This is a genomic window from Streptomyces sp. NPDC058291 (assembly GCF_042880855.1).
Classification (GTDB): Bacteria; Actinomycetota; Actinomycetes; order Streptomycetales; family Streptomycetaceae; genus Streptomyces.
In genome coordinates this window covers 85906-111424 of the sequence record NZ_JBHVYK010000002.1, presented here as the reverse complement: position 1 = coordinate 111424, position 25519 = coordinate 85906, and the positions used below count along the sequence as shown (strand labels likewise).

The following is a 25519-nucleotide window of genomic DNA, read 5'->3' as shown; positions in this document are numbered from 1 at the left end:
GTCTCCTAGACTGATCTTCAGCGGCGCGGGGCAGCCGAAGGGACCAACGTGACCGAGCCGCAGGGCCAGGACCCCACGCCGTGGGAACTGCTGCGGGCCATGCAGCAGATGCGCGACGACCTGCGCGCCGACTTCGCTGCCTTCAGCGCGCGGCTCGCCGAGATGGTGTCGAAGATCCAGTACGACGCCGACAGGCGGACTGACGAGGTACGGATCAAAGCCGTCGAGGACGACATCGCACAGATGCGGCGCGAGCGCGAGACCGAGCGTCAGGAGGCCCGCAACGTACGGCGGTTGGCTCTTACCGCTCTCGTGGCCCCGGTCGTGGTGGGAGTGATCGTCGCGATCGTGACCGGCAAGCTCGGACTGTAGGCTCGCAACAGCAGGCGCGGGGGAGAACAAGGAACGCGCCATGCCTGATCTCTGGCTGCCTGGGGCTGAGCGGCACCCGCTCAGCGACACGGCACCCACCGACACCAAGTACGCCCCGCGCGTGATCTGGCACATCACCTGGGACAAGAACGGCACGGCGGCCAAGCCGGCCGACCTCGTCCCCTTCGACCAGCTCGTCCGGTACTTCACGGGCGGCGGCAGCGGGACCGCTCCGCACCTCCTGTGGGACCCGTTCACCGGACGGACCGCACAGTTCTACCCGGCCAACAGCCGGTCGAAGTCCGTCGTCGACAGCGCAGGCGGCACGCGGACCAACCGTACGGGCCGGGTCTGCCTCCAGGTCGAAACACTGTTCTTCCCCTACTGCCGGGTGAATGGGCGGTCCTACGCGACCGTCCGAGACACTCCGGCCAAGGGCCTGGACAAGATCCTCACCTGGGCGCGGAGTTGGGGAGTGCCCGACGCCTGGCCGATGGGCTCTCCCACCTGGAGCGCGAACCGCAGCGAGCACACCTGGGAGACCCAGGGAGGGCACTACGCCCATAGCCAGGTACCCGAGAACCAGCACACCGACCCGGGACCGATGCCGAAGTGGCCCACCGCGGGCCCGGCACCCAAGCCGGGACCGCCGCCGTTCCCCGGCCGTAGCGCCTTCGGCCCCGGCAAGTCGAACGCCTCGATCCTCCTCCTGGGCCAGCAACTCGTCCGGCGCGGGTTCGGCAAGCACTACCGCGTGGGCCCGACCCGCGACTGGGGCGAGGCCGACCGCCTGAACCTCCAGGATTTCCAGCTCGCGCAGAAATGGACCGGGTCCGACGCCGACGGCTTCCCCGGCCCCCAGACCTGGGCCCGCCTGTTCAGCTGACCCGCGATCCCATCAAGGAGCAGAACCCATGAACCTGTACGCATCCCTTCTGCGCACCGGGGTGCCGGCCGCGGTCGGCTGGCTCGTCGCCGTGGCGCTGCGGCACGGCCTCGACCTGGACACGACGGCCGCATCCGGTGTCCTCACCCCGGTCGTGATCTTCGTCTACTACGGGGGCTTCCGCTTCGCCGAGGAGCACGTGTCGCCCCGCTTCGGCTGGCTGCTGGGCTATGCCCGGCCGCCGAAGTACGAGGACTCGCAGTTCTCGCTGCCTCAGATCTGACCGGATCGAGGTGCCGCCGCGAGGCGCTCGAGTAGGCATGGAAGAAGGCCCCCGTCTCGCGACGGGGGCCTTCGACCTCTTGGAAGCACCCACACTACCGCGTCCCCTGGGGGATCCGGACTCCGCTCGCTCCCTGGTTACAATCTATATGCAGACGTACCGTGAGCGAGAGGCGATGGAGTGACCGAGGATCAGAGGCCAGCGGCGAGGAAGCCGTACTTGGCCGGCGGGGCCGAATTCGCCGAGCTGTACGACGTCAGGCGACTCCAGGTCAGTCAGTGGATCAGCCGTGACCACACACTCGACTACCGGTACGCCAAGATCATCAGCGGATCGCCCTACTGGCTCCTCCAGTTCGCGAAGGGCTTCGGTCAGACCACCCCGCGCCCCAAGCACCTGAACGAATCCGTGCTCGCACGGCTGGTCAAGGAGCAGAGTCCGGGCTACTGGGTCGGCGAGGTCGACCAGCTTCCGCCGCTGGTGGGCCAGGCTGAGCTGGTGGCGCTGTTCGGCCTACCGTCCGGCGCCCTGCTGAGGAAGGCGGTGAGCACGAGCCGCTTCCGTGCCGCCGACTACACCCTCTCCGGATCGCCGATCTGGCTCCTGGAGCCGGTGATGGACGACGTGCCCGCGCTCCAGGCCGGAGCCCGGGGTGTGGACTGGGCGATTGATGAAACGGTCCTCGCTGCGCTGCGCGACGGCACCTACGAGGGCCCCGGCGCGAGGATCGTGCCGCGAGGCAAGGCGGCCAGCAAGCCCGCCAACTAAGCGCATTTTAGGGGGACTTGTTCTTGATCTGACCCGCATTTGCATATAGAATAGAAGCGTACTCGTCGGAGTGCGCTTCTATTCGTTGGGGGTGGAGTGTCGGTACCCAGGGGGCCGCCAAGGTGTGGGGTCGAGGAGGTTGTCGATCGACATTGCCCTTGCCCGAAGATAGATTCCAACACTCCAGGGGGTTCGTACCATCTCTAAGGGGGAGAGCCTTGCTGATCGAACAACCGCCGTTGTTCGGCACCATCCAGCCCGTTCGCCACCCCGACAACGTCGGCGACCTGACCATCCAGCAGCGGTTCGAGGCATTCCACGCGCTCAACCCCTGGGTGCTCCGGTCGCTGACCCGGATGACCGCCGACTGCGCGGAGAAGGGGTTCGGCCGCATCGGCATCGGGATGCTGTTCGAGCTCCTGCGCTACCAGTACGGCGCGGCTACTCGAGGCGACGAGTTCGCGCTGAACAACGACTACCGCTCCCGGTACGTCCGGCTCCTGCTGGCCGAACACCCGGAGTGGTCCCCGCTCTTTGAAGTCCGAGCCCTGCGCACGGACTGACCACGACCTCTTGGAGCCAGATCGTGAACGCACCAGCGGGCGCCGCCAAGCCGCCCGCCATCAAGCTCAAAACCCGCAAGCCGACGGGCATCGTCCCGTGGCCTCTCCTTCTGATCGAGGGGGAGGAGGGGGCCGGCAAGACCTACTCGGCGGCCCAGTTCTCCAGCAGTGAGCGCATCGGCCAGATGTACTGGATCGATCTCGATGAGGGATCCGCCGACGAGTACGCGGCCATCGAGGGCGCGAACTATCTGATCATCGAGCACGACGGGACCTACCGCGACATCCTCGAACAGGTCGAGGCCGTGCACGCAGAGGCGCGGCGCGCGGCGGCGGCCGGAGAACCGCCGGTCGTCCTGACCATCGACTCAGGGTCAGCCCTGTGGAGGATGCTCACCAACTGGACGTACGAGCGGGGCCGCAGGACGCGGAAGAACCGCGCGCTGCTCCAGGAGGACCCGGACGCTGCTTACGACATCGGCCGGAACCTGTGGAACGACGCGCTGGAACGGTGGAACCGGATCGTCTACCTGCTGCGCACCCTGCCCGGCATCTCCATCGTCCTGGCCCGCGGCAAGCAGGTCAGTGCCACGGACGACAACGGCCAGCCGATCCAGAACAAGAGCGAGTGGAAGGTGTCGGCACAGAAGGACCTGGGCTTCGACTCCACCTGCTGGGTGCGGATGAAGCGTAACGCCGACCCGCAGATCATCAAGGTCCGGTCCCTGCGGATGCGCGTCGAGCAGAAGAAGCCGCTGACCCTGCGGGATTTCAGCATCGAGGACCTGGTCTTCAACAGGCTCGGCTGTTCCGTTGAATCCCAGCCGCGCATCATGCCCGCGCTCTCCGGTGACCTGGTCCAGCCGTGGCTGACCCGCATCGCAGAACTCAAGGACAAGGAAGCCCTCGGCGCACTGTGGCGCTCCGTCCCGGACCCAGCAAACCGCCTTAGCCGGGAGGAGATCGCCACCGTTCGGGCTGCCGCCGAGCAAAGGGCGGCCGAGCTGGACAACCCCCGCTCGGAGATGGGCGAGGGCCCACTGACCGACGCCGACAAGCTCCGCGCCGCCGCCAAGCGGAAGGCCGCCGAGCAGGACGCGGACGCCGAGCAGTGACCGGGCCGCACTCACCTCTTGGAGCACTCCCATGTCCGTAGCAACCATCGTCGACGGCGTCGCGCCGTCCATCTGGGACGCGGCCCACGACGTCGACGCCCGCCGGCCCCGATCTCTTCAGACCCAGCTCGGGGCGTCCGACACCGTGTGCGGCCGCCGCGCCGCCTACATCCTGCACGGCGTCACGCCGACCGATCACGCCGACAAGCGCGCGGCGATCCTCGGCACCTTCATCCACTACGGCCTGCTGGAGTCGGCGCGCACCGAGTACCGCTGGCTGGTTGAGCGCAGTGTCCAGGACGACCTGATCAGGGGCCACGTCGACGTCGTCCAGCTCGACGCGGCGACGGCAGCTCGTCTGCCCGCGCGGCACCGACCTGCGATACCCGCAGACGTGCTCACCGTGGAGGACGTGAAGACGAAGTCGACCTACCTGTGGGACCGCGTCCTTCGCTACGGCGCGACGGCCGCCGAGCTGCGCCAGGTGCACCTGTACGCGGGCGCGCTGCACGAGGTCGGCTTCGAGAACGTGCCTGGCCAGCGTTACCTGTCCCGCCTCGGTCCGCTGAACATCGGACGCATCCGCTTTCGGTTCATCAACCGCGACAGCGGCGCAGAGCACATTCAGGAGATCGACTTTGACCCTCAGCGGGCCGCCGAGGCCCAGTGGTGGGTGGAGCGCGTGCGCGAGACCAGCGACCCCGAAGAGATGCCGCGTGACTTCAACGGGCCGGGCCTCGACGCCATCTGCGACTACTGCCCGTTCCGCTCCCTGTGCTGGCCGGGGACAGCCCCGGGCGTACCGGAGCAGACGGCGCTCATCCACAACGACGCCGACCGCGAGCAGGCGCTGATCGACTACGTGAAGGGACACGAACTCGCCAGCGAAGGCAACCGGATCAAGACCTTCGCGCGCAAGAAGCTGGACCAGTCCCCGGCCGGGATCTACGGGCCCAACAAGCTCTCCTGGCGCGGCGGGAACGACGAGGAGAAGGACGACGTGGAGGCGATGGTCGACCTCCACGAGGTCGCCGGCATCCCCGTGCCGATGAAGCCGGACGCGGATCGCATGGTGAAGAACCTCAAGGCGGCCGGGCTGCCTGTCCCTCGACGCAAGACCGGGCAGAAGACGGCCCCGGTCATCAACGTCGGGCCGGCCTGACCTGCAACCCCTGACTCCTCAGCCCCGTCCGTAAACCACGGGCGGGGCGCCCCGTCCTGCCGCCATGCCCGTACCGCCCAAGGGGAACCGTGTCCATCCAACTGATGATCGCCGCGGCGTATCTGCCGCCTGACGTGCTCAGCCAGAGCCAGAAACTCGCCCTCATGAAGATCGCGGACAGCGCCGACGACGAGACGCGTCTCGCGCGACCCGGTCTGACCCGCCTTGCCGCCTGGGTCGGCGTGACAGACAAGCGCGCCATCACCATCGTCACAGAGCTGATAGCCAAGGGCCTCGTCGAACGCGTCGAGACCGGCAAGGCGGGCCGGTCCGCCGTCTACCGAGTCTTCCCGCTCGGGGTACCTCCCACGCCGACCACGCCGGACCTCAAGGCGGCTGCGGAAGCCCGTAAGGCGGCCCCCAAGAACCCCCGTAAGGCCCGCTCCGGGGTGGTGCGTTCGGCTCCGGCCAAGCCTGCCATGACGTATCAGGACGTCGAAGCCCGCGAGGCCGAACGGCAGCAGAGGGCTGAGAAACCGCAGGTGGAGGCAGGGTTACACCAGGGGAACCCAGAGGGAGAGGCAGGGTTCCACGGGGGGAACCCGGAGGCGGAAGAGGGCCGGGTTCCACCGGTGGAACCCGATGAGTTTCACGGGGGGAACCCAATGGGTTCCAGCGGTGGAACCCCTTCCTTTCCTGGTTCTTCCTCTGTCCTTCCTTTCCCCCCTACCCCCACGGCTGACGCCGTAGGGGAGCCCGCGCCCGCTCCGGCAAACACCCCGACGCCCGACCACGAGGTGCCGCAGAAGGGCTGTGCGCGCCACCAGGGCCGTCCTGCTGCTTCATGTCGTGGGTGCGGCACCAACCCGCGCGCAGGGCGTGAGAGAGAGCGGGAAGAGGCCAAGGCGGCTGAGCATCAGGAGCACGGGCGCTTCTGGGACGAGTGGCACGAGGAGGCGGCCAGCCGCCGTCAACGGGTCGAGGAACGGCCGGAGTCGGTGGAGGCAGCACGCAGGGCTGTGCGTGAAGCCCTGCGCGACTCCAAGGCCCGCAGGGAGCAAAAAACTTAGGCCCCCGAACGAATATTTCGCCAGGAATCTGGACATCCCTGGTATTGCATATAGAATAGAACCAGAAAGAGGGGGAGAGCCCCTCCGACCGAAAGGACGACATGAGCTACCTGCCCACCCTTCGCCGCGCCCACAAGGGCGCGATCGTGCTCGACGGCAGCGCCGCCGCTCACGAGCAGATCCGCACCCTGGCCGACCTCTACCGCGAAGACCCTGAGGGTGTCGGCGACATGCTCATCCAGATCGCCGACCTCAAGGACCAGGCCGAGCGGGAGCGTGACCTCGACGGCCTCGGTCACGCCGAGCACGTGCGGGACGACATCGTGACCGAACTCCTCAATGAGATCGGCGGCGCGGAGATCTACCTCGACCCCCGCGACAACCACCATGCCCTCATGCAGGCGCGCAGCCTCGCCCACCAGGCCCGGCGCATCGCCGACGCGGCCCAGCAGCGCGCCGACGAGCTGGCGGTCCTGACCGCCGTCGCCCGCGGTGCACGCGAGCAGCGCAGGAGGCCCCCCGTCTGCTAGTGCAGGCGTTTCGATTCGTTCCAAAATAGATCCCAACTCTGTACTGTTGGGCGGCACAAGACCTCTTGGAGAAAAACCCGTGAGCAACCACCTCGCGCAGATGGCCCCGATGCCCGTGCACGGCAACACCGACGACCCGCTGTGGCGCAAGCTGTGGAACGCCTACGAGCCGGTCATCACCGCGCTGCGGCGCATCCCGCTCGTCGCCGACGTCGAGATCTGCGGCGGCATGTTCGGCATCACCGCGCAGCTCACCGACGGATCGCACCTGTGGATCTCTTCGGTCGAGGAACTGCCCCTCGACCCCACGGAGGTCGAGGGCTGGCACGTCAGGCGCGCCCACGAGGACAACCCGACCGTTGACGAGCTGGTCTACAACTCAACCGTCGACGGCGAGGACTCCCAGCACGGCAACAACGTCGTCCCCCTCATCCAGGCGATCACCACCTTCGTCACCGAGCGCCGTCTCGCCCCCAAGCTGATCGACGTCATATCCGTCCAGCTCGACGGCGTGACGAAGGACCACCGGCGCATCAGCAAGCACGTCCAGGGCCCCTTCGATGAGCGCCACGCGGCGGTCAAGGAGTACGGCTACGCCACCCACGCTCTGATAGAGCACGGCTGGCGGCGCATCCACGAACAGGGCGGATTCGACTGGCCGCTGACCATCTGGGAGCGGAACGGCGCGATCGTCACCGTCTATCTCGCCCACGTCGGCCAGGTGAGCGCCTGATGCCCGGCGCGGAGGCGGTCCAGACGAGCGCGGCCGAGACCAACTGGTGACGCGATGACCCCTCTCCTCGCGCTGCTCGCGCTCGCCGTCGGCGTCGCCGCCGGCCTCGCCGTGCTCGTCGTCGACGAACTGCGCTGGGAGGCCCGCAACCGGCTTCCGAGGTGCACCACCTGCGGCGAGCAGCACCACCGCCACGCCGCCCAACGCTGAACGCTGTCCGGCCCGCTCATCGCGGGCCGGACAACCGCAGACCTCTTGGAGAACACCCCGTGGGATACGACATGTACATCCAGAACCCTGACGGCGAGCTGGCCGCAGGCGACGAGAACTACTTCCACTTCGCGTGGACGGCGCTGCCGCGCACCCTCGACGCGATGGCCAACTTCGGGATGCTGACCGAGCTGCCCGTCCCCTCGATCCCCCCGCTGACCGCCTACGGGCTGACGGTCCAGGACTTCGGGCCCGGCGTCCAGCCGGACCAGGCCACGGCCAACCGCATCGCCGAATACCGCGCCGCGTACCAGGCCGTCATGGACGCTGCGGAGCCCGACCCGACCGGCATCCCGACCTACAAGCTCCAATTCAACGATGGCTTCCTCGTCTCCGTCGCCGAGATCAGCGCCGCGCTGACCACCTACGAGGCCCACCCGAACGTGGCCATCGCCGAAATGCCCGTGGGCGATCCGACGTGGCGGCACTGGATGGCGTTCCTGCGCCGCGCCCAGACGCACGGCGGCTTCCGCACCTACTGATCCCGGCCACCGCCCGGCCCCGCGAGGCGGGGCCGGGCTCCGCAGAACCTCTTGGAGAACAACCACCACCATGGCCAAAGTCATCGACCTGCTGTGCGGCGCAGGAGGCAGCAGCACCGGGCTCGTGGAAGCCGGGTACGAACTGATCCTCGGGATCAACCACTGGCAACTCGCGATCGACACCCACGCCGCCAACCACCGCAACGCCGACCACGCCTGCATCGACATCTCCGGCTTCCCCATGCGCTACCTGCCCAACGCCGACGTCCTGTGGGCGTCGGTCATCTGCACCGAGATCAGCCCCGCGGGCGGGCGGCGGCGCGAGACCAACCAGATGGACCTGCTCGACCTCATCGAGGAGGGCGGTGAGGACTGGGAGACCCTGACCAAGGACGCCTTCGAACGGACCCGGGTCACCGGCTGGTGCGTCGTCCGGGCAGCCGAGGCCAAGCGGTTCAAGGCCATCGTCGTGGAGAACGTCGTCGAATTCGGCCTCGACTGGATCTTGTTCCCGAAGTGGCTCGAAGCGATGGAACTGCTCGGCTACCAGTACCAGGTCGTGTGCGTCAGCAGCGCCCACATCGGCGACGACGTCAACCTGCGCGCCCCGCAGTGGCGCGACCGGATGTACGTGGTCTTCACCCTCAAGACCATGCGCAAGCCGGACCTGGAGCCCAGGCCGCTCGCGCCCTGCGTCGACTGCGGCGAAGACGTGCACGCCGTCCAGTCGTGGAACGTCGAGGGCGTACGGATCGGGAAGTACCGGCGCGACTACATCTACCGCTGCCCCAACAGCCGCTGCCGTCACGCCATGGTCGAGCCGTACGTCCGCCCGGCCAGCGACATCATCAACTGGGACGACCTCGGCACGCGCATCGGCGACCGCAAGAAGCCGCTCGTGGACACCACGATGGACCGCATCCGCGCGGGACTCGCGAAATACCCCTACCGTCCCAGCTCGATCACCCTGACCCACGGCAAGGACGGCGGTGACCGGGCGTACGCCGTCGAAGACCGGCCGCTCCCCACCCGCACGGCCAAGCAGGGGGACGCCCTCCTGGTGCCGACCGGCGGCTCGTGGAACACCGACGCCGTCCCCGTCGACGTGCCACTGCGGACCCGCACCACCCGCGAGAGCGAAGCCCTCCTGACCGTGGACCCGTTCATCGTCGAGTTCCGCAACCACGCCACCGCCAACCCTACGAGCAACCCGCTGAGCGGAGTGACCGCCCAGGGCAACCACCACGGCCTGGTCACCCACGCCGGCCGGGTGCCCGAGCGGGCGCGGAACACGCTCGTCGTGCCGTACCGCAAGAGCGCGGTGAAGACGGCCGCCGAACCCGTCCACACCCTGTCCACCCGCGACTCGGCCGCACTGGTCCGCTCCGCCCCGGACATCAACGACTGCTACTTCCGCATGCTCAAGCCCCGGGAACAGCTCGAAGGGCAGCGGTTCCCCGCGAAGTACGTCGTCTACGGCAACCAGGCTGAACAGACCATGCAGGCAGGCAACGCGGTCTCCGTCAACGTCGCGCGGTGGATAGGCCAGCGATTGGAGCCCGTCCTGTGACCGGATCTCGCAGCGCCCTGCCCGGCATGCACGTCACCGACCACGCCCCCTGCTGGGGCGATCCCGACTTCGCCGTGGCCGACAACCGCTGGAAGACGGGCAAGGACCTGGTGGCCATCTGCGAACCCGTCCTCTACGTCTGCGGCGCCTGCCCCTACAGAGCCGCCTGCATTCGGCAGGTCCTGCCCGCCAAGAACGACTTCGACGGCGTGTGTGGCGGCCGGATCTGGCTCAACGGCGTGATCGTCCACGCCCTCCCGGACGCCGACCCGTCCGAGCTGCCGCCGGCGGTCATCCGGAAGTCGTGCGGCACCGCTGCTGGGTCGCGTGCACACCGCCGCGCCGTCGAGCAGCAGTGCCCCCGGTGCGAGCCCTTCTACCGCCCCGGGCCCAACCCGCTGGACGACGAGGACGGCCCCGACGCTCAGCAGCTCGAACTCCCCGACGTCGCCTGATCCCGAAGGAGTGGGACACATGCCCCAGAACCGATCAATGCGCGAACTGCTCGGCCCGGTCGCGGCCGTGGCGCTCATCGCGCAGCTCAACCCCGACCTGCCCGCGCCGGGCATCGAGTTCGCCGCCATCTACCACGACGGCGTGGAGTACGGCATGGGAGTGCGGCTGCACATGCACCAGCCCCAGGCAGGCGTCTATGAGCGATGGGCGCACCTGATCGGCAGCAGCGACCCGGACTCGCACACCAATCCGGCCACGACGGCCCAGGGCAACCTGTGCCGCCGCACCTACGGCGCCTACGCGGACATCCCCGTCGAGGCCGTCGCCTACGTCCCGCAGGCCGTTCCGCACGCCGCCAACCACTGGTCCCTGGCGCTCGGCGAGCCCGCCGCCTGACCCTCCGGCCGAAACACCTCTCCCAACTCACAGCAAGGAAGCCATGAACAAGAAGCTCCTCATCGAGGACGTCGCCGCCAAGATCGGCTCCCGCACCGTGGCCGCAGAAGCGGTGGAGGCGGTCTTCGACTCCATCGTCCGCGCGGTGACCGAGGGCAAGCGGGTCAGCGTGACCGGCTTCGGCTCGATAGAGCCCGTCGCCCGTCCGGCGCGACTCGCGCGCAACCCGCAGACGGGCATGCGCGTGAAGGTGAAGGCCACCCGTGCGGTGCGTTTCCGCCCCGGCGCGTCCTTCAAGGCCCTGGTCGACGGCACCAAGCCGCTCCCGGAAGAGGGCAGCGCCATCAAGAAGGCACCGAAGACGCCCCGTGCCTGACCTGTCCGCCACTGCCGCCCCGGGAACGACCCGGGGCGGCCCGAAACCGGAGCGCACAGTGACCGCTCACGTCGTGCAGTTCAGCGGCGGCATCGGCCGAGCTCCGGCGCGCACACCAGGCGGCCTCCATGCTCCCCGACGGACGAGAAACGACCGCGGCCAACCGCGACGAGATGACGAACGAAGAGGTGCGCTGGTGCACGACGAGATAGCGGAACAAGCCGACGGGCTACGCCACGATGTTGCCGACCCAGCGACCTGGACCGTCCGGGTGTGCGGCGACCGCTGTACGACGTGCATCTTCCGGCCGGGCAACCTCATGAACCTGGAACCGGGCCGGGTCGCGAGCATGCTCAAGGAGGCCGTGGCGGACGAAGGGCACATCGTCTGCCACAAGACACTGGGCACCAAGGCCCCCGCTATCTGCGCGGGGTTCGCCGCCCACCCGAGAGGGCGGGTGGCCTCCCTCGCGCTCCGCCTCGCCCGAGCCGGCGTGCTGAGCATCGTCCCCGTGCAGCCGTGCGAGGAGAGCGGGTCATGACCGGGCTGCTCTGCGCGCTCGCCCTCGTCGGCTGGCTCGCCGGGATTGTCCTCATGGCCGCCTCCGTCACGGCGCTGCTCGCCGACGAACCCCTGCTGCGACTTGCCGCCGAGCGGATGCCCGTCGCGGTCGCTCTCTTCTTCGCTGTCGTCCTCGTCTTCTGGCCCGCGGCCGTCGTCGCCAGAACGCTCGACACCCTGGTCAAACGGGAACGCCCATGAACCACATACGCAACGGCCGCATCTTCGCGGCCTGCCACCCGCAGGACACTGCCCGCATCCGCATCGTCAAGTACAACAAAGGGGACGCGCGCGCCCTGGTGGCCGACGCGGCCACCGGAGCCCGTCAGCGCCTCATCCTCGTATCCAGCCTGCACCCCACGGCCGTGACCGGGACGGGACACAGGCGCAAGAGTGGATACGCGCCCGAGGACGCACCCCCAGTCACCGGCCCGCCGGCACCGCCCCAGCTTGAGGAACCCGCCGCCGAGGTGACGGACTGGTTCGACGGGATGCCGGGGCGACGCTTCCGTGTGGCCCTGCCCCCGCGGCTGCTGCTGCTCAACTCCAACCAGCGGCTCCACCACCACCGTCGCGCCGACATCACCAAGGTTCTGCGGCGAGCGGCCTGGGCGGCGTCGCGAGGACTTCCGTTCCTGGAGCGGGCCCACATCATCGGCGTACTGCACCCCGAGGACCGGCAGCGCCGCGACCCGGCCAACTGGTACCCCAGCTTCAAGGCGTGCGTGGACGGCCTTGTGGACCAGGGCGTCCTGGAGGACGACGACCACACGCGGGTCGTCGGGCCGGACATGAGGATCGGGCACGTGGTCAGCGGGTCGCGCCTCGTCCTTCACGTACGAGAGCTGGCAACGGGCGAATCGGCCCCTGAGCTGGGGAAATAGCTCAACTCTCAGGAAAGAAAATCCACCCGAAATCTTGCAAACCCCCCTAATGCATATAGAATAGAACCAAGAAGGGGGAAGCCCCCACCCGAACTCCGCCCGGCGGCCGGTGACATCACAACCCGGCCGCCGGGCGGTCCTACTCCAAGGAGGACACGCGTGACACCGGTCGACCCCTGCCCGATCGCGGACCGCCAGGTCTGCCTGGCAACCCGCGACCTCTCGCGGGCGGTACTGAGACGCCTCTGTGTGACCGCAACCGGGATCGAGCCGCGCATCAAGACGATCGTCGCCACACAGGCCGACGGCCCCGGGGGGTACGCCCTGTGGCGACTGCACGGCGACGACGGGCGACTCCTCCTCCAGTTCGACCTGCTCAAGAAGCCGGGCACGGCATGGGGTGCCCTCGCCGGGGACGTGTCCTTCCTTGCTCGGCTGGCCAACCTCCGCACCCATCCGCCCGGCTACTTCTACGTACACCCCCTGCCGGACCCCCGTGACATCGCCATACCGCTGCCCTCCAACCCCCGGGGTCTCGCCCCGCGCACGATCGGAACGCTCCAGTGATCGCGGCGGCGCAGTGAAGGTCACCCCGAGAGGTCACGTCCCCGGCAGCGTTCCGGCCCTGGTCGTGGAATTCCCTCAAAGCTAGCCCGTTCATCCCGTCCTGATCACGGGCACACCCCGCCCCGAATGCCCATAGAAAAGAAGCATTCGAGGGTGGTCGCCCCAAGCCGGAGGTCCCCATGCCCACTCACTCGACGTCGGTCATCAACACCCCGGAACACCACCTCGGCGCCATGTTCCTCGTCATCCTCACCCGCGCACCCGACGACGCCACCCTTCGTGCCGCCACGCGCCTCGTGGACAGCGCCGCAACTGCTGCCTGGGCGCTGCGCCCCGGCGACCTCAGCACACTCGGCCGGCAGCACTACCGGCAGCTCCTCGACTACTCCGCCGCCCCGCAAGTCCTCGACCTGGCCCTGTACCTGGGCGGCGACACGAAGCAGATCCGCACCCTCATGGATCACATCGCCCGGGAGATCGCCGAACTCCTCATCCACTACCCGCCGAAGGCACAGGACTGAACCCCGCCCGACGCCACCGCAACCGAAGGAGAGGTCCGTGACCAGCCCAATTCCCACATGGTGGGTCATCTACCGAGAGCCCAACCCCGCCGAGATGCACGTCGAGGCCGTCGAGCCCGCGCCCACCGACGCCGACGCCCAGGACGCCCGATGCGCCGAGTTCGTCGCGGCCGGGCAGCACGCCTACGTCATCACCGCCCCCGACGCCGACACCGCGAGCGACATCGCCCTGCGCGTCTGGGCCGAAGAACTCGTCGGCAGCCCGGCACGCCTGGCCGCCGCGAACGCCCACAACGCCGCCAACCACCGCCCCAACTAAACCTCTTGGAGATGGACGTGCACACCATCGAATCGCAGATCCTCTGCGCGCGCCTGGTCGACCGACTGGGCGTCCACCCCGCTGCCGCCGAAAGCGCGCTGCTCGCCACACTGGAGCACTTCCACGCTCAGTCCCACAACCCTGGCGTCGTCTGGGCCGGACTCACGCCCGACGAATACATGGAAACGGCCCTGCGCACGCCCCGCTTCACGGCCACCCTCATGGCCAGCGCCCTCCTCGCCGACGGCCGGGAAACCGACGCCTGCCTGAGCTGGGAGGCGTACATGCAGCGGGAGATGTCGGCCGCGAAGCGCGCCCACCAGGCCGTCCCGCCGACCGCCCTCATGGGCAACCCCGGCGCGATACACCGCATCGGCCGCCGACTCGGCCTCGACGACGAGCAGACCGACCAGCTCGTGGCGGACATCGTCCTCACGCTGGCCACCGGATACCCGTTCCGCGCACACCACCAACGGCACCTGAGCCTCGCCGACATCCTCGCGCAGGTCACCACGGAGGACCTGGCCGAGCTGCTGCAACACGCCGCCCTGTCCGCCGCCGGGCGCGACGAGGAAGCCGCCGCGATGCTCCGCCGCATCCAGAGCGCAGACCACTGACCCCGTCCGTGACGGCCCGCCCGCATCGGGCGGGCCGTCACGGAAGACGCGCCCAACCCCAACCGACAGGAGAACGGCATGAGCCAGCTCGATCTGTTCGCCGACGCCGACACCCCCGACGACCCCCCGGCCCCGCTCGCCCCCACGGCGACGCCCCGCCGGTACCTCACCGGCCTCCCGCCGGCGCCCGCCCCCGCCACCATCTCCACCCTGCCCCAGCCCCAGCCGAAGCCGAGGGCAATCAAAGCCGCGCTGGGCCACTACCGCCCCGCGCAGAAGAACCCGCACCAGACCGCCTTCGACATTGCCGAGGCCGTCAACTACGCCTGGCACCACGCCCAAGGCGGACCCGGCATCGAAGTCCCGATGGGCGTGGTGGCCACGCTCGCTCTGTGGCCCCTGCGCGGACCGGACGCCTACCTCGCCGCCGACTGGTGGCTCAGCCTTGACGACAACCAGCTCCTTGCGGCGTTCCGCGAATGCTGGGCGCGCTGGTGGATCATGCGGCCGGACCTGATCGACCGAGCCACCCCACTGCACAAGTGGGTCGACGACGAGAAACCCGACCCGAAGCGCGCAGGTGCCGTCAGGGCGGTGGTCGAGGCCGCCCTGACCAGAGGACTCCTACACCTGACCAGCAGCGACGACGCGTACTACCGCTCAGCCACCGACGTGATGGGTGCACTGCTGGCCATCATGCGCTCGAAGGGCGCGCACGATGCCCTCGCGGAAGTGCACACGCCCCCGGAGGTCGCCGAACTCATGGCCCGGATGATGCTGGACGACGCGCCGCTCAAGCCCGGGATGAAGTTCGATGAGCCCGCCGGCGGAACCGGCGGGATGTACCGAGCGGCTGCACAGGTCATGCGGGAGAGGAACATCGACCCGCACGACTTCGGATGGTCGCTGGCCGACATCGACGAACTCGCCGCTGCCGGGGCGGCCATCAACGCGATCATCTGGGATCTCGGCCCGAGCGTCCTGATCGCCTGTGGCGACACCCTGCACGACGGCAACCTGACCGCGAAGGCCGCCCAGCAGGCGCGCGACTCCTTCGCACGGCGCGACGAGCTGCACTCGCAGGCGGTCTTCCTCGCGGCCCTCCAGAAGGTCGAGGCGTTGGTGCGCGACATAGCCGCCTGACCAGGGAAGACGCCCCTCTAATCGCTCGCAAGGGATCTTGACTCCACCCTGTATGCATATAGAATCGAACTAGCGAAAGGAGGTCCCGATGACCTACAAGCGAGGCGACCGCATCGCACTCGTCCACACCACCGACCCACACACCGACCTCACCGAAGGAGACCTGGGAACCGTCCAGCGGTACAACGCCAACCTCTCCCAGCTCTCCGTCGACTGGGACAACGGCTCCACCCTCTCGATGCTCCTGGACGACGGCGACGAGGTGCGCCCCGCATAACTCCGTCGGGCCCGCCCCACGCCGGGGCGGGCCCAACGTCCCACCAGCAGACCTCTTGGAGAGACACGCCCATGCTCATCACCGACGCCGCAGTCCGAGAAACGGCGGCCACCCTTGCCCAGAGCCTCGGAGGAGACTGGACCCTCGACCCCGAAGCCCCTGCCGACGGCGCAGCCCACCTGATCTACAGCGACGGACGAGCCATCAGCTTCCGCCCCATCTTCGGCGGAGCCACCGTCCAACTCTGGATCACCGGCAACGCTGCGCCCCCACTCCCGCACGACGGCACCCCCGCCGACCAAGCCGCCCACGAGGCGCGCATCGCCGCGCGCCTTCCCCAGGGCCACCGCTACAACAAGGCGACCACCCTCGTGACCGAGGAAGAGGAAGACCCCGCCGTCATCATCCTGCGCACCCTCGAAGACCTCCTTCCGGCCTTCGAGTACAAGCCCCGCTACGTCGGCCACCGGCCGTGGATCGACCTCTTCGACAACGCCCTGGCCGCAGTCACCGCCGAGCGCGGCGCCCCGCCGGCCTCCGCCGAGCCCGCCGATGAAGCTGAGCCCGAACCGGATCCCGAGCCCGACGAGGAAGCCGAGCCCGAACCGGATCCCGAGCCCGACGAGGAAGCCGAGCCCGAGGCCGCCCCGCCGACCGAGGAAGGAGCCCAGCCGGAAGGCATCGCGGGCGAGGACGGCCCGGATGGCGGCGACTCCCGTGCCGAGGAGCCGGAATCCGCAGAGGCCGACCAAGCCTCCGAGGCTGCGCCTGAGGTGACTCCGGAGCCCGCCGCCGTCGAAGAAGCCAGCGGCCAGGCCAGCGAACAGCCCGCGGCCGACATGAGTCGGCGTCCCCGCAGGCGCACGCCCAAGCGCCGCCCCAAGGCCAGTACCGCCTGATCCACCTCGACCATGGGGCGCGGCCGGGATACGCTGGCTGAAGGACGTCTGGCCTGCGAGAACGGCCACAGAGGCTCCGCCCCGGTTCAGGAGCGGAGCCTCTGCGCGCTGGAAAGGAAATCCGCTGCGGCAGGGTTCGAGTCACCTTGCCGAGCTGGCGCTATGTGCCCGTCAGGCCGGTGGCGTCGCCCAATCAGGGCGGTGTCGGGACGCAGTCGGGACACAAGGACAGGAACAGACTGGCAAAGGCGAAGGGGTGTCGACACGGTCCGCTCCTTCTGACCTGCAAAAACGTCATGAATGAGCGTGGACGAGCAAGGGCCGCCAAGATCCTCAAAGGACTCATAATCCGTCGGCCGTGGGTTCGAGTCCCACCCGCCCCACCTGCGCAGGGCTGTGACCTGCGGAAACGTTCATTTTGTCCTGTCGGATCGTCAACTTCGCCTGAACGGACTGAATCCGCTGCTCACGACTTCGGGGCGTGGTGAGGCCCTCGCTCTCTCGCAGAGCAGAATGTCGCCCTGACCTGCGGAAATCCTGACGAGCGGAGCTTGAGCCGACGAGTCGGCAGCATCTCCTCGACCTCATTTTCATGATCGTGGGGACGTGTTGGGGACGCGGGGTTTCGATGGGGTCCGCCGGCCACCGTCCGAAGGCCCGCTGTTTGCCGTCAGGGATGCCTCCGGGCGGGGTTGCTGACCGGGTTCGACCACAACTTCGAGGAGCCGGATCGCGTCGGCACCAGGCCGTGAGGGCTGGCACGCGCGGATGAAAACTGCCCGAACTGAAACGGCCCAGGCGTTTCGGTGAGCCACTCGACCGCGGGGCCGCCGTCACTCCCGCTGTGATGCGGTTCCCGCAGAGGCATGGACTGCGGAGCGCGCGCCGACGCCCGTGGCGAGGGTGCCGAGCAGGAGCCGGGGCGCTGTTTCGGGTAGGAACGGTTGGAGGCGGGTGCCGAGGTATCCGCCTGCCAGGACTCCGGGGCCACGGATCAGGCCCAGGAGTGGGCGACAGGTGATGTCGCCCATGTATTTGCCTCCCGGCTCGGTGGCGGTGAAGTCCCGCTGGAACAGATCCGGGACGGGTGAGGCTGCCGGGTACGCGACGGTGGTGCGCACGCGTCTGCGCAGGCGGATGCCGGTGATGGAGAACGTCCGCATGATGCGGGCGACCCGCTTCTCGTTGATCCGTAGGCCCTTCGCGCGGAGCTCGGCGGTCACCTGTGGGGAGCCGTAGGCGCCGCCGGACTCGCCGTGGACCTCGCGAATCCGCTCAGCCAGGAGCCGGTCCTCGCTCTGCCGGGACGACCTCGCCGTCTGGCCGGAGAGTCACTTGTAGTAGCTGGACCTGCTACAGGGCCACGGCATCGGCCTTGAACTCGTCCGAATAGTCCTTCATCGCCATCGGCGGTCTTCTCGCTTCCTCCGGATCAAGCAGATCCAGTATCAGCGTGTCCACCACTCAGGGGGAGGCCCCCAGCTACGCTCGGGCTTGCTACCGAGTCGCAGGGGCTCAGCAGGGGTGGGGACGGCGGGATGGGTCCCACTGTGTGGATCCCGAGCCGGGCTCTTCTCATTCGCTGATGGTGGGCTGTGGCCTGCAGCGGATCCGGTAGGGCACCGCGTATGCATGATCGGCGGTCTCGGTCACTGCTGGTCGGGCGGCTCGCAGACCAGGCCCGCAGCGTCCGCCGATGCCCGCTTCTTGATCACGGCGCTGGCGAGCGTTTTGGGCTGTCGCGAAACCGCCCGAACAGAAAACGGCCTTTCGACGTACGAGGGGGTCGATGCGGCTTGCGCCTGCTGTAGGGCGCAAGGTCTTCCCGGCCCTTCGGCAGGGCCCCACCGCGCCTGGCGAGTGCGGCGGGACCCTGGGCGGCAACCGAGGTCAGTGCAGTGCGCCGGCCTCGGTTGCCGAGAGTGTCCGTGGGTAGACGTGGACGTCGGCGACGGAGCCGGGGAAGGCTAGGTAGGGGCTGGTGGCGGCTGCGCTGTTGACGCAGCCGCCGATGGTCAGGGGCAGTGAGGAGTCGTACTGGGGGCTGAGGTTGGTGGCGGTCCCCATCAGCGTGCCGTTCTGGTACAGGGCCATTGAACCTGTGCCGGGCTTTCCGGCGACGGGTGCCCGGTAGGCGGCGACCAGGTGGGTCCAGGTACCGATGGGGCCGGTGTTGGGGTCTCCTTCCGCGGTGGGGAAGTCGGAGTTCTCGTCGTTGGTGGTGGTGGTCTGGAACATCCATGCACCACTGGGTTTGTCGTATGAGATGTAGAACGCCTGATGTTGGGTGGTTCCCTGACAGACGGCGGTGGTGCCGAGAGCTGAGTTGATCTTCACCCAGGCGGAGATGGTGTAGTCACCGGCCGTATTCACTGCGCTCTGCTTGCTCTTGACGAAACCGGTAGTGCCGTCGAAGGCAACGCTGCCGGCGCCCCCGCTCGGCGCGTCGGTGCCGAAGGTGGCGCTGCCGTAGGGCGTGAGGGGGTTCAGGGTGGCGGTGTCGCTGCCGTTGGCGGCGAGCTTCCACTCGTCTTCGGGCATGCCGTTGTCCCAGCCTGCTGGAACGATCACGCTGTTCGCGCTGGCTTGGCTCGCCTGCATCGCGTACGGATAGGTGTGGACATCGGCCACGGAGCCGGGGAAGGCGGCATACGGCGCGCTCGCATCGCCGGCGTTCACGCAGCCGCCGATGGTGAGGGGCAGGGAGGAGTCGTACTGGGGAGTGAGGTTGGTGGCGGTCCCCATCAGGCTGCCGTTCTGGTAGATCGACATCATGCCCGTATTGGAGTCACCGTCGACCGGGGCTGTGTAGGTGACGAGGAGATGGGCCCAGGTGCCGATGGCGCCGGTGTTGCTGTCGCCTTCCGCGGTGGGGAAGTCTGCGCTGGCGTCGTTTGTCGTGGTGGTCTGGAACATCCAGCCCTTGTTGCCGCTGTCGTAGCCGATGTACAACGCTTGGTGCTGGCTGGTGCCTTGGCAGATGGCGGTGGCGTCGACGGCTGAGTTGATCTTCACCCAGGCGGAGATGGTGTAGTCACCGGAGGTGTTGACGGCGGTGTGGTCGCTCTCCAGGAATCCGGTTTTGCCGTCGAATGACGCTGTGCCGGTACCGGCGTTGACCGCGTCCGGCCCGTCGGCGCTGAAGGTCGCGTCACCGAGCGCGGTGAGCGGGTTGTCTCCGTTGCTGTCGGAGCCGTTGGTGGCCAGTTCCCAACCGTCCTCGGGGGTGTCACTGCCCGTGGCGAGTGGAACCACCAGGTTCGGTGCGATGCCGATCATGGTGTTCGTGTCCTTGAGGTACTGGTCGGCGAGGTCGGTGTAGTAGGCGTTGGCCGGGTTGCTGCCGGACAAGTCTGCTGCTTTTACGGTTGAGGAGGTGGCTGTGCCGTCCGTGGAGACCGCGGCGGCGAAGTTGATGACCTGGCTGGGGAAGTTGTCGAGGAGGTAGCTGTTGACCTGTTCGCGCGCGGATTCCTGGGTTGCCGTGCCCGGGTGTGCAGCGGTGAAGGGCGGGATGGTGGCGAGGTAGACGGTGATGTTGGAGTTTTGGGTGATTGGCTGACCGGAGGTGTCGTAGGTCTGGCTGTCGTCGGTGCTGTACCAGCTCAGTTGGCTGTTGAGGGAGGCCAGCCCGTTCTCGACGTTGGTGGCGCAGGTGCTGGCGTCGCTGGTGCAGTTGAGCAGGTCGGCGGTGCCGGTGGAGACAAGGACGGTGCGCACGTTCCCCTGGGCCAGCACGTTGCGGTCCACGGGGTTGAGCGCGTTCTTCGGGGTGGTGCTGTTGGTGATCTGGGGGAGCAGGTTGTTGCTCAGGCTGCTGCTGTTGGTGCCAGCGTTGAGGACGCCGTAGTCCACGGAGTTGTCACCGTTGGAGTCGCTGATCAGGGCACTGGTGATGGCGTCGCTGAGGTGGTGCTGGCCGTCGCTGTTTGCGGTGTCCGCGTTGACGCTTTGGTCGCCGTAGAGGACGAGCGAGCCGGTGGGGGTAGCGGTGGGGGTGGTGACGTCGATGCCGGCGAGGTAGGGCAGACCGGTGTAGGTGGTCTGTGTGAAGTGGGTTGCGGCGGTGTCGGCGGTGCGGTTGGCGGCGTCGCTGGTCCAGACGGGGGTCTGGGCCGTGGCGTGGCCGGGCATGGCGGGCGCCGAACCGTGCACCTGCAGGCTGACCAGGACGGTCACCTGCTGCGCGACGGCCAGTGTCACCGGGTCGCTTGTGGCGTCGCCGCCTGCTGGGATGGTGACGGAGGCGGAGCCGCCGAAGGCCAGCGCCGTCGGTGCTGCGGCCGCGGCGGCTCCGCCCGTTGTGGGGTCCTGCAGTGCGACGGATGCGGCGTCGAAGGTCACCGGGGTGGTGCCCATGGCGTTGGACAGGTGGATACGCACTCCGGTGCCGTCATCGGTGCCGACACTTACGTGTGCGGGGATACGGAGCGTCTGTCCGTTGACGATGGCGGAGCTGCCGCTGGACAGTTGCACCTTGGCGGTGTCCTGGACAGAAGCCCAGGTGCCCACCCAGTGCTTGGCGCTCGGTCCGCTGCCGGTGAGGACCATCGGCCGCACACCCAGTCCAAGGACGTGCAGGGCCGGCTGGCCGGCCTGGACGCCGTTGGTGAACAGCGGTAGGGAGATGCTGCTGATGACCGAGCCGGGGCATTGCAGCGGGACGCTGATGGCGTAGATCTTCGGGCCGGAGGCCGGGCTGTTTTGGGTGTTGTTGCTGTGGTTCTCGTGAACGAGAGTGATCGAGGCCCCGGAGGCCGGCCCGGAGAGCCAGTCGGGCACCGTGTCCAGCTGGTAGTCCTGGTCGGCTGGATCGCCGCTCAGGCAGTTGTCCTTGGCGTACGTGAGGGTGCCCTTGGCGCCCTTGGCGGGACCGCCCGTGGAGAAGGCGAGGAAGACCACGGCGTCGCCGGTGTTCACCACCCCGCTTCCCGGCAGCGTGATGGTCTGTCCGGATGCCAGCATGTTGTCGTACGTGCCGGTGCCGAACTTCGGCAACGTGATGGTGGCGCCGTCGACGGTCACCGTCTTGTCGCTCTGCCAGCCTGACATGGTCGTGAGGTCGGCGGAGTTGATGCTGTTGCCGGAGCCGTCGGCGTCGGCCGGACTCGTCGTGGTGGTGAACGTGCTCGTGGCCGTGTTGTTGCGGCAGGCGCTGGTGGCGTTGATCGCGCAGGTCAGCGCCGATCCGAGGCGCAGCACGTCGATGCCGGCCTGGTAGCCGGACGAGCCGGGGTTCTTGCCGCTCAGGGTCAAGGTGAGGGTGTGCACGCCCTGATTGAGGGTGAGCAGTTGGCTGCCGACCTTGGGGATGCCCAGGTTGACGAACTGGGTAGTGGTGTAGGAGTTGTAGGCGTCGAACCCGCTGATCAGCGTGGACTGCGTGCTCTTACCCGCGTCCAGTACCAGGTGGTATATCCCGTAGTCCTTGCCCTTGGTCAGATTGGCTCCGAAGCTCCAAGGGCCGTCCTTGGGGACGTCGAAGCTGAAGGTGGCGCTGTCGCCGCTGACGACCTTCGAGGTGCTGGTCTTGTTGGCGAGCATGGCCTGGTAGCCGTCGGCGAACTCGTAACCACTGCCGGCGGCCTGGCTGACCAGCTGGCCGCCGGCGCTGGTGGTTGTCGCCTTGGGTACGGCGACGGTGGTGCCATCGGTGTTGGTCGCGGTCCAGCCGCTGATCATCTTGTCGCCGTAGGCGTACGCCGGGGTGCTGGTGCCGGCGTAGAAGGTGTAGGCCGTTTGGGAGACGGATGTCGAGCCGGCCTGGTCCACCGCCTTGGCATACAGCGTGTGGGGTCCCACCACGCCCGGGGCGAAGGCGGGGGAGGCGCTGCCGTTGATGACCGAGGCGCCGGTGCCGGGTCCGTTGTCGGAGGTGGCGTAGTAGATCTTGTTCTGTGCGATCTTCGTGCCTGCTACCAGATGGATAACGCCGCTACTGGTGTACACCGTGCTGCCGAGAGTGGCGTCGAGCGAGAACAGGTAGCCGGTGATGTTGTTGGTGTGGTTGTTGCCCAGGACGAAGGTGCCCTGGTCGCCGAAGGCGGCGCCGATCTGTTTGGCGGGGAACTGGCTGGAGGTCACGGTGGGGGAGGGCGGGGCGCTGGTGTCCACGGTGAAGGTCTGGGTCTTGGTCCAGATGCCGGAGCCGGTGCCGGCCCAGTAGCCTGCCGCGTTCTGGGCAGTGGCTTTCCAGGTGTAGGTGCCGTCGGGCAGGCTCGGTGTCGTCCAGTCGCTGCCGTTGGTGTTGTATCGTGCGCGCTTCTTGGAGTCGAGGTTCGGGCCGAAGCCTTGGTGCACCAGAGTGCCCGAAGAGTTGTAGACGTTGTACTCGATGCGCAGGAGCTCGCTGCCGCCGGCGAGGTCGGGGTCGACCGCGCGGGCGGAGAGTGTCGGTGTGTGGGTGGTGGTCATCGTCTTGCCCGAGTTGACGATGGAGGGCTTGATGGCGGGAGTGCCGGTTCCGTTCTTGAGCTTGGGGCGGTAGCTGTAGGTGACCGAGAGGGTGGCGCCGCCGCCGTAGGCGAGCTGCTTCCACTGGGTGGCGTCGTTCATGTTGGGCGACTGGACCATCAGCGTCATGCTGCTCCAGCTGCCTGCCGCGGCGCTCACCGCCCGCGTGGTGACGTTGAATTCGAGTGATGGTGGACTGACCCATGAGTTGGCACCGTTGGTGACCGGGCAGGTTCCGGCCTCATGGCTGACGGGGTTGGTGCCGAGTGCGGCGGTGCGACCGCCGGGTTCATGGCCCCAGTACAGCGAGGAGGAGCTCCATCCTGCGGGGCGGTCGGTGCCGTAGACGGCGGCTGGGGTGTCGGAGCAGGATGCGGCGGAAAGCTGCTTCACGTACAGCGAGGCGTGGCTGACCACGGCGCCTTTGATGCCGCTGGTGTTGATCTGGTAGTAGGTGCGGGCCCGTTCGCCGTTGCCGGGGGTGTTGTTGTCCCACCCTTCCCGGGCGTTGGTGGCTCCCGTGGTGGATGTGGAGTTGTAGACGTTCCACCCGTTGTCGGAGATCCGGGCCCAGTCGAGCTGGGAGGGCCTGCCGCTCCATTCCGGGTCCACGTAGACCGGGTAGGTGGTGGTTTTGGCGGTGAGCAGGGACTTGTCCAGGCCGAGTATCTGCTTGCCGTTTTTGAGGGTCACATGGACCTGGGCGCGGTGTTTGCCGACCTTGGCGGCTGCTGCGTGTTCGGCCCGGGCGGCAGATGTGGTCGCCGTGCGGGCGAGGGCAGTGGCACCGGTTTTCTGCCCGCCGCCGGTGCTGTCCCACATCAAAGCGGTGTCACTGTGGAACACCGTCTTGCCGGTTGTTTTGTCAGTGGCCTGCACGCCGCCGTTCGAGGTGGTGGCCAGCTTGAGGTTGGCCGAGGTGGTCTTCCATGCGAGGCTTTGCAGTCGCGGATCGGCTGCAGCCTTCGGGGTCTTGAGGACCATGATCGAGGAGTAGCCGGAGGCGTCCGCGGTCAGCTGGAGGTCGACTCCGGGAAACACCTCCGGGTAGGTGGCCGTGTCACCGGAGACCACCGGATCGGGCAATGCACCAGGCCAGGAGAAACCCAGCCTGTCCGCCCCGCTACGAAGCGTGACCAGCGCGCCAGAGCCGCCGCCGGAGAAGGCCACGTCCGTAACTGCGGCCTTGGGCGCCCAGGTCCCGTTCGCACGCCGCACCAGGGAGGTGTCGACGGGGACCCACTTTCCTTGCTTCCGCACCCGCTGCGGCATCGAGGAGTCTGTCCGCGTGAAGGTGCCGTCCGGGTTGGCGACCACCTGGGTCCCGGTGTCGGTGAGTTGGTCGATGGTCACCGGCGTGCCGGTCGCCTTCGCCCGCGCGGAGGCCGACTCCGTTGGGTTGAGGCGCTTGACGGCGGCTGACTGGGCGCGGTCGCTCGGCGAAGTGGCCTGGTGTGATGGGATCGGCGCACCGGACGCGGCGTACGCCGGCGCCGTAGCGGCCAGCGATCCGGCAGCCAAGGCTGCGACGACGGCAGCGGCGACCGGCCTCGAGCCGGGGCGTCTGGACGCGCGCCCGGTTTTGTGAGATAGGGACATCGACGTTGGGGTCCTTCGCGGGTTTCATGCGGTTCCCCCCGTGGGCCCCGCGCCGCTGTGCATTCTGTGTGGCCGGTGTGTGCGGGGTCCATCGTCGATGGATTGCCAACTACCTTTCTGCGATGCGCTTTTGACGCATTAGAGTCAACTTGCGTCCTGGTTTGGGCAATTTCTTTGTTCTTCCTGTGGAGGTACTTTGCGTATCGGGCCGATGTCAGGCCGTAGCGTGATCGCCCGGCGGGGGACTTGATCGACGTGTGCCCTCGGTTTGGCGTGCACTCAAATCGCCCAAGTCGCAACCGACTTGGGCGGTCGGGGGCCGGGGGAGGGGACGCACAGCATGGTCTGGATTTTGGGGTGGAGACGCGGTCGAGCGGCCTGGGCCGGCCGGAGGGTTCGCCGTACGGCAGTGGTGACGGCCGGTGCCTTGGTGGTGGGCCTGCTGCCGTTCGGCGTGGCCACGGCAGCCTCTCCGGCGAAGCCGCACGTGACGCTTCCCGCCGCTCCGCACAACAAACGGGTTCCTTTGGCCCCTCCCTGGCCCAAACGGAGTTCATCCCCCAAACACTTCAAGCACTTTGACCCCAGCGGGCACACGCAGCTCCCCGCGCCGGGCACCGCCGTGGTGACCCTGCCCGGCGCGGCTG

The 25519-nt window shown here is 68.1% G+C and carries 28 protein-coding genes and 1 pseudogene; 27 read left to right on the top strand and 2 right to left on the bottom strand.

Features of this window, described 5'->3' with window-relative positions:
• Positions 1–48 precede the first annotated feature (48 nt).
• From ACFVYK_RS01680 to ACFVYK_RS01555, 26 genes and pseudogenes are all read left to right on the top strand, one after another.
• A complete protein-coding gene (locus tag ACFVYK_RS01680) occupies positions 49–372 on the top strand; it encodes a hypothetical protein (RefSeq protein WP_389767347.1) in 324 nt (107 codons plus the stop codon).
• A gap of 40 nt (positions 373–412) precedes the next feature.
• Entirely contained in the window at positions 413–1258 is an 846-nt protein-coding gene (locus tag ACFVYK_RS01675) for a peptidoglycan-binding protein (protein WP_389767345.1), read from the top strand.
• A 28-nt stretch (positions 1259–1286) separates the two neighbouring features.
• A complete protein-coding gene (locus tag ACFVYK_RS01670; protein ID WP_389767343.1) occupies positions 1287–1541 on the top strand; it encodes a hypothetical protein in 255 nt (84 codons plus the stop codon).
• A 219-nt stretch (positions 1542–1760) separates the two neighbouring features.
• A complete protein-coding gene (locus tag ACFVYK_RS01665) occupies positions 1761–2309 on the top strand; it encodes a hypothetical protein (protein WP_356247521.1) in 549 nt (182 codons plus the stop codon).
• Positions 2310–2527: 218 nt separating this feature from the next.
• Positions 2528–2872, top strand: a complete 345-nt coding sequence (locus ACFVYK_RS01660) for a hypothetical protein (protein ID WP_356247523.1) — start codon at positions 2528–2530, stop codon at positions 2870–2872.
• A gap of 23 nt (positions 2873–2895) precedes the next feature.
• Positions 2896–3987 (top strand): AAA family ATPase, encoded by a 1092-nt coding sequence (locus ACFVYK_RS01655; RefSeq protein WP_054238225.1) that lies wholly within the window; start codon positions 2896–2898, stop codon positions 3985–3987.
• Between the two features lie 31 nt (positions 3988–4018).
• The gene (locus tag ACFVYK_RS01650; protein WP_389767340.1) at positions 4019–5149 is read left to right on the top strand and encodes a PD-(D/E)XK nuclease family protein; all 1131 of its coding nucleotides are present in this window, start codon (positions 4019–4021) and stop codon (positions 5147–5149) included.
• An 89-nt stretch (positions 5150–5238) separates the two neighbouring features.
• Positions 5239–6219, top strand: a complete 981-nt coding sequence (locus ACFVYK_RS01645) for a helix-turn-helix domain-containing protein (RefSeq protein ID WP_389767338.1) — start codon at positions 5239–5241, stop codon at positions 6217–6219.
• Positions 6220–6320: 101 nt separating this feature from the next.
• Positions 6321–6749, top strand: coding sequence for a hypothetical protein (locus tag ACFVYK_RS01640; RefSeq protein ID WP_389767336.1), 429 nt, complete (start codon positions 6321–6323; stop codon positions 6747–6749).
• A gap of 79 nt (positions 6750–6828) precedes the next feature.
• A complete protein-coding gene (locus tag ACFVYK_RS01635; RefSeq protein ID WP_389767334.1) occupies positions 6829–7482 on the top strand; it encodes a hypothetical protein in 654 nt (217 codons plus the stop codon).
• Between the two features lie 54 nt (positions 7483–7536).
• On the top strand, positions 7537–7692 hold the full coding sequence (locus ACFVYK_RS01630; RefSeq protein ID WP_389767332.1) for a hypothetical protein: 156 nt from the start codon (positions 7537–7539) through the stop codon (positions 7690–7692).
• 59 nt (positions 7693–7751) lie between these two features.
• Positions 7752–8234 carry a hypothetical protein gene (locus ACFVYK_RS01625; protein WP_389767330.1) on the top strand — a complete coding sequence of 161 codons (483 nt, stop codon included), beginning with the start codon at positions 7752–7754 and terminating at the stop codon, positions 8232–8234.
• A 70-nt stretch (positions 8235–8304) separates the two neighbouring features.
• Positions 8305–9804: a DNA cytosine methyltransferase gene (locus tag ACFVYK_RS01620; RefSeq protein WP_389767328.1), complete on the top strand. Its 1500-nt coding sequence runs from the start codon at positions 8305–8307 to the stop codon at positions 9802–9804.
• Entirely contained in the window at positions 9801–10259 is a 459-nt protein-coding gene (locus ACFVYK_RS01615) for a hypothetical protein (RefSeq protein ID WP_389767326.1), read from the top strand. The genes ACFVYK_RS01620 and ACFVYK_RS01615 overlap by 4 nt, the downstream gene beginning before the upstream one ends.
• Positions 10260–10278: 19 nt before the next feature.
• A complete protein-coding gene (locus tag ACFVYK_RS01610) occupies positions 10279–10656 on the top strand; it encodes a hypothetical protein (protein WP_389767324.1) in 378 nt (125 codons plus the stop codon).
• 43 nt (positions 10657–10699) lie between these two features.
• Positions 10700–11017 (top strand): annotated as a pseudogene (locus ACFVYK_RS01605) (HU family DNA-binding protein); the annotation flags it as partial.
• 211 nt (positions 11018–11228) lie between these two features.
• On the top strand, positions 11229–11573 hold the full coding sequence (locus tag ACFVYK_RS01600; protein WP_389767322.1) for a hypothetical protein: 345 nt from the start codon (positions 11229–11231) through the stop codon (positions 11571–11573).
• Positions 11570–11794 (top strand): hypothetical protein, encoded by a 225-nt coding sequence (locus ACFVYK_RS01595; RefSeq protein WP_389767320.1) that lies wholly within the window; start codon positions 11570–11572, stop codon positions 11792–11794. The genes ACFVYK_RS01600 and ACFVYK_RS01595 overlap by 4 nt, the downstream gene beginning before the upstream one ends.
• Complete coding sequence (locus ACFVYK_RS01590) at positions 11791–12477, top strand: hypothetical protein (protein WP_389767318.1); 687 nt, start codon at positions 11791–11793, stop codon at positions 12475–12477. Before ACFVYK_RS01595 ends, ACFVYK_RS01590 begins: the two co-directional genes overlap by 4 nt.
• Positions 12478–12636: 159 nt before the next feature.
• Positions 12637–13044 carry a hypothetical protein gene (locus ACFVYK_RS01585; RefSeq protein WP_389767316.1) on the top strand — a complete coding sequence of 136 codons (408 nt, stop codon included), beginning with the start codon at positions 12637–12639 and terminating at the stop codon, positions 13042–13044.
• Positions 13045–13223: 179 nt separating this feature from the next.
• A complete protein-coding gene (locus tag ACFVYK_RS01580) occupies positions 13224–13565 on the top strand; it encodes a hypothetical protein (protein WP_389767315.1) in 342 nt (113 codons plus the stop codon).
• Between the two features lie 37 nt (positions 13566–13602).
• Entirely contained in the window at positions 13603–13884 is a 282-nt protein-coding gene (locus tag ACFVYK_RS01575; protein WP_389767313.1) for a hypothetical protein, read from the top strand.
• A gap of 17 nt (positions 13885–13901) precedes the next feature.
• Complete coding sequence (locus tag ACFVYK_RS01570; protein WP_389767311.1) at positions 13902–14501, top strand: hypothetical protein; 600 nt, start codon at positions 13902–13904, stop codon at positions 14499–14501.
• 78 nt (positions 14502–14579) lie between these two features.
• Entirely contained in the window at positions 14580–15644 is a 1065-nt protein-coding gene (locus ACFVYK_RS01565; protein WP_389767309.1) for an N-6 DNA methylase, read from the top strand.
• 88 nt (positions 15645–15732) lie between these two features.
• Positions 15733–15921, top strand: a complete 189-nt coding sequence (locus tag ACFVYK_RS01560; RefSeq protein ID WP_389767307.1) for a DUF4314 domain-containing protein — start codon at positions 15733–15735, stop codon at positions 15919–15921.
• A 71-nt stretch (positions 15922–15992) separates the two neighbouring features.
• The gene (locus ACFVYK_RS01555; protein ID WP_389767306.1) at positions 15993–16820 is read left to right on the top strand and encodes a hypothetical protein; all 828 of its coding nucleotides are present in this window, start codon (positions 15993–15995) and stop codon (positions 16818–16820) included.
• Between the two features lie 833 nt (positions 16821–17653).
• On the opposite strand, the gene ACFVYK_RS01550 is transcribed toward ACFVYK_RS01555, so the two are convergent.
• Together ACFVYK_RS01550 and ACFVYK_RS01545 are read right to left on the bottom strand one after the other, a co-directional pair.
• Positions 17654–18103 (bottom strand): IS3 family transposase, encoded by a 450-nt coding sequence (locus tag ACFVYK_RS01550; protein ID WP_389767510.1) that lies wholly within the window; start codon positions 18101–18103, stop codon positions 17654–17656.
• A 607-nt stretch (positions 18104–18710) separates the two neighbouring features.
• Complete coding sequence (locus tag ACFVYK_RS01545) at positions 18711–24626, bottom strand: LamG-like jellyroll fold domain-containing protein (protein ID WP_389767304.1); 5916 nt, start codon at positions 24624–24626, stop codon at positions 18711–18713.
• Between ACFVYK_RS01545 and ACFVYK_RS01540 the strand changes: the two genes are divergently transcribed.
• Positions 24619–24861, top strand: a complete 243-nt coding sequence (locus ACFVYK_RS01540) for a hypothetical protein (RefSeq protein WP_143688257.1) — start codon at positions 24619–24621, stop codon at positions 24859–24861. The genes ACFVYK_RS01545 and ACFVYK_RS01540 overlap by 8 nt on opposite strands.
• Positions 24862–25519: the final 658 nt, after the last annotated feature.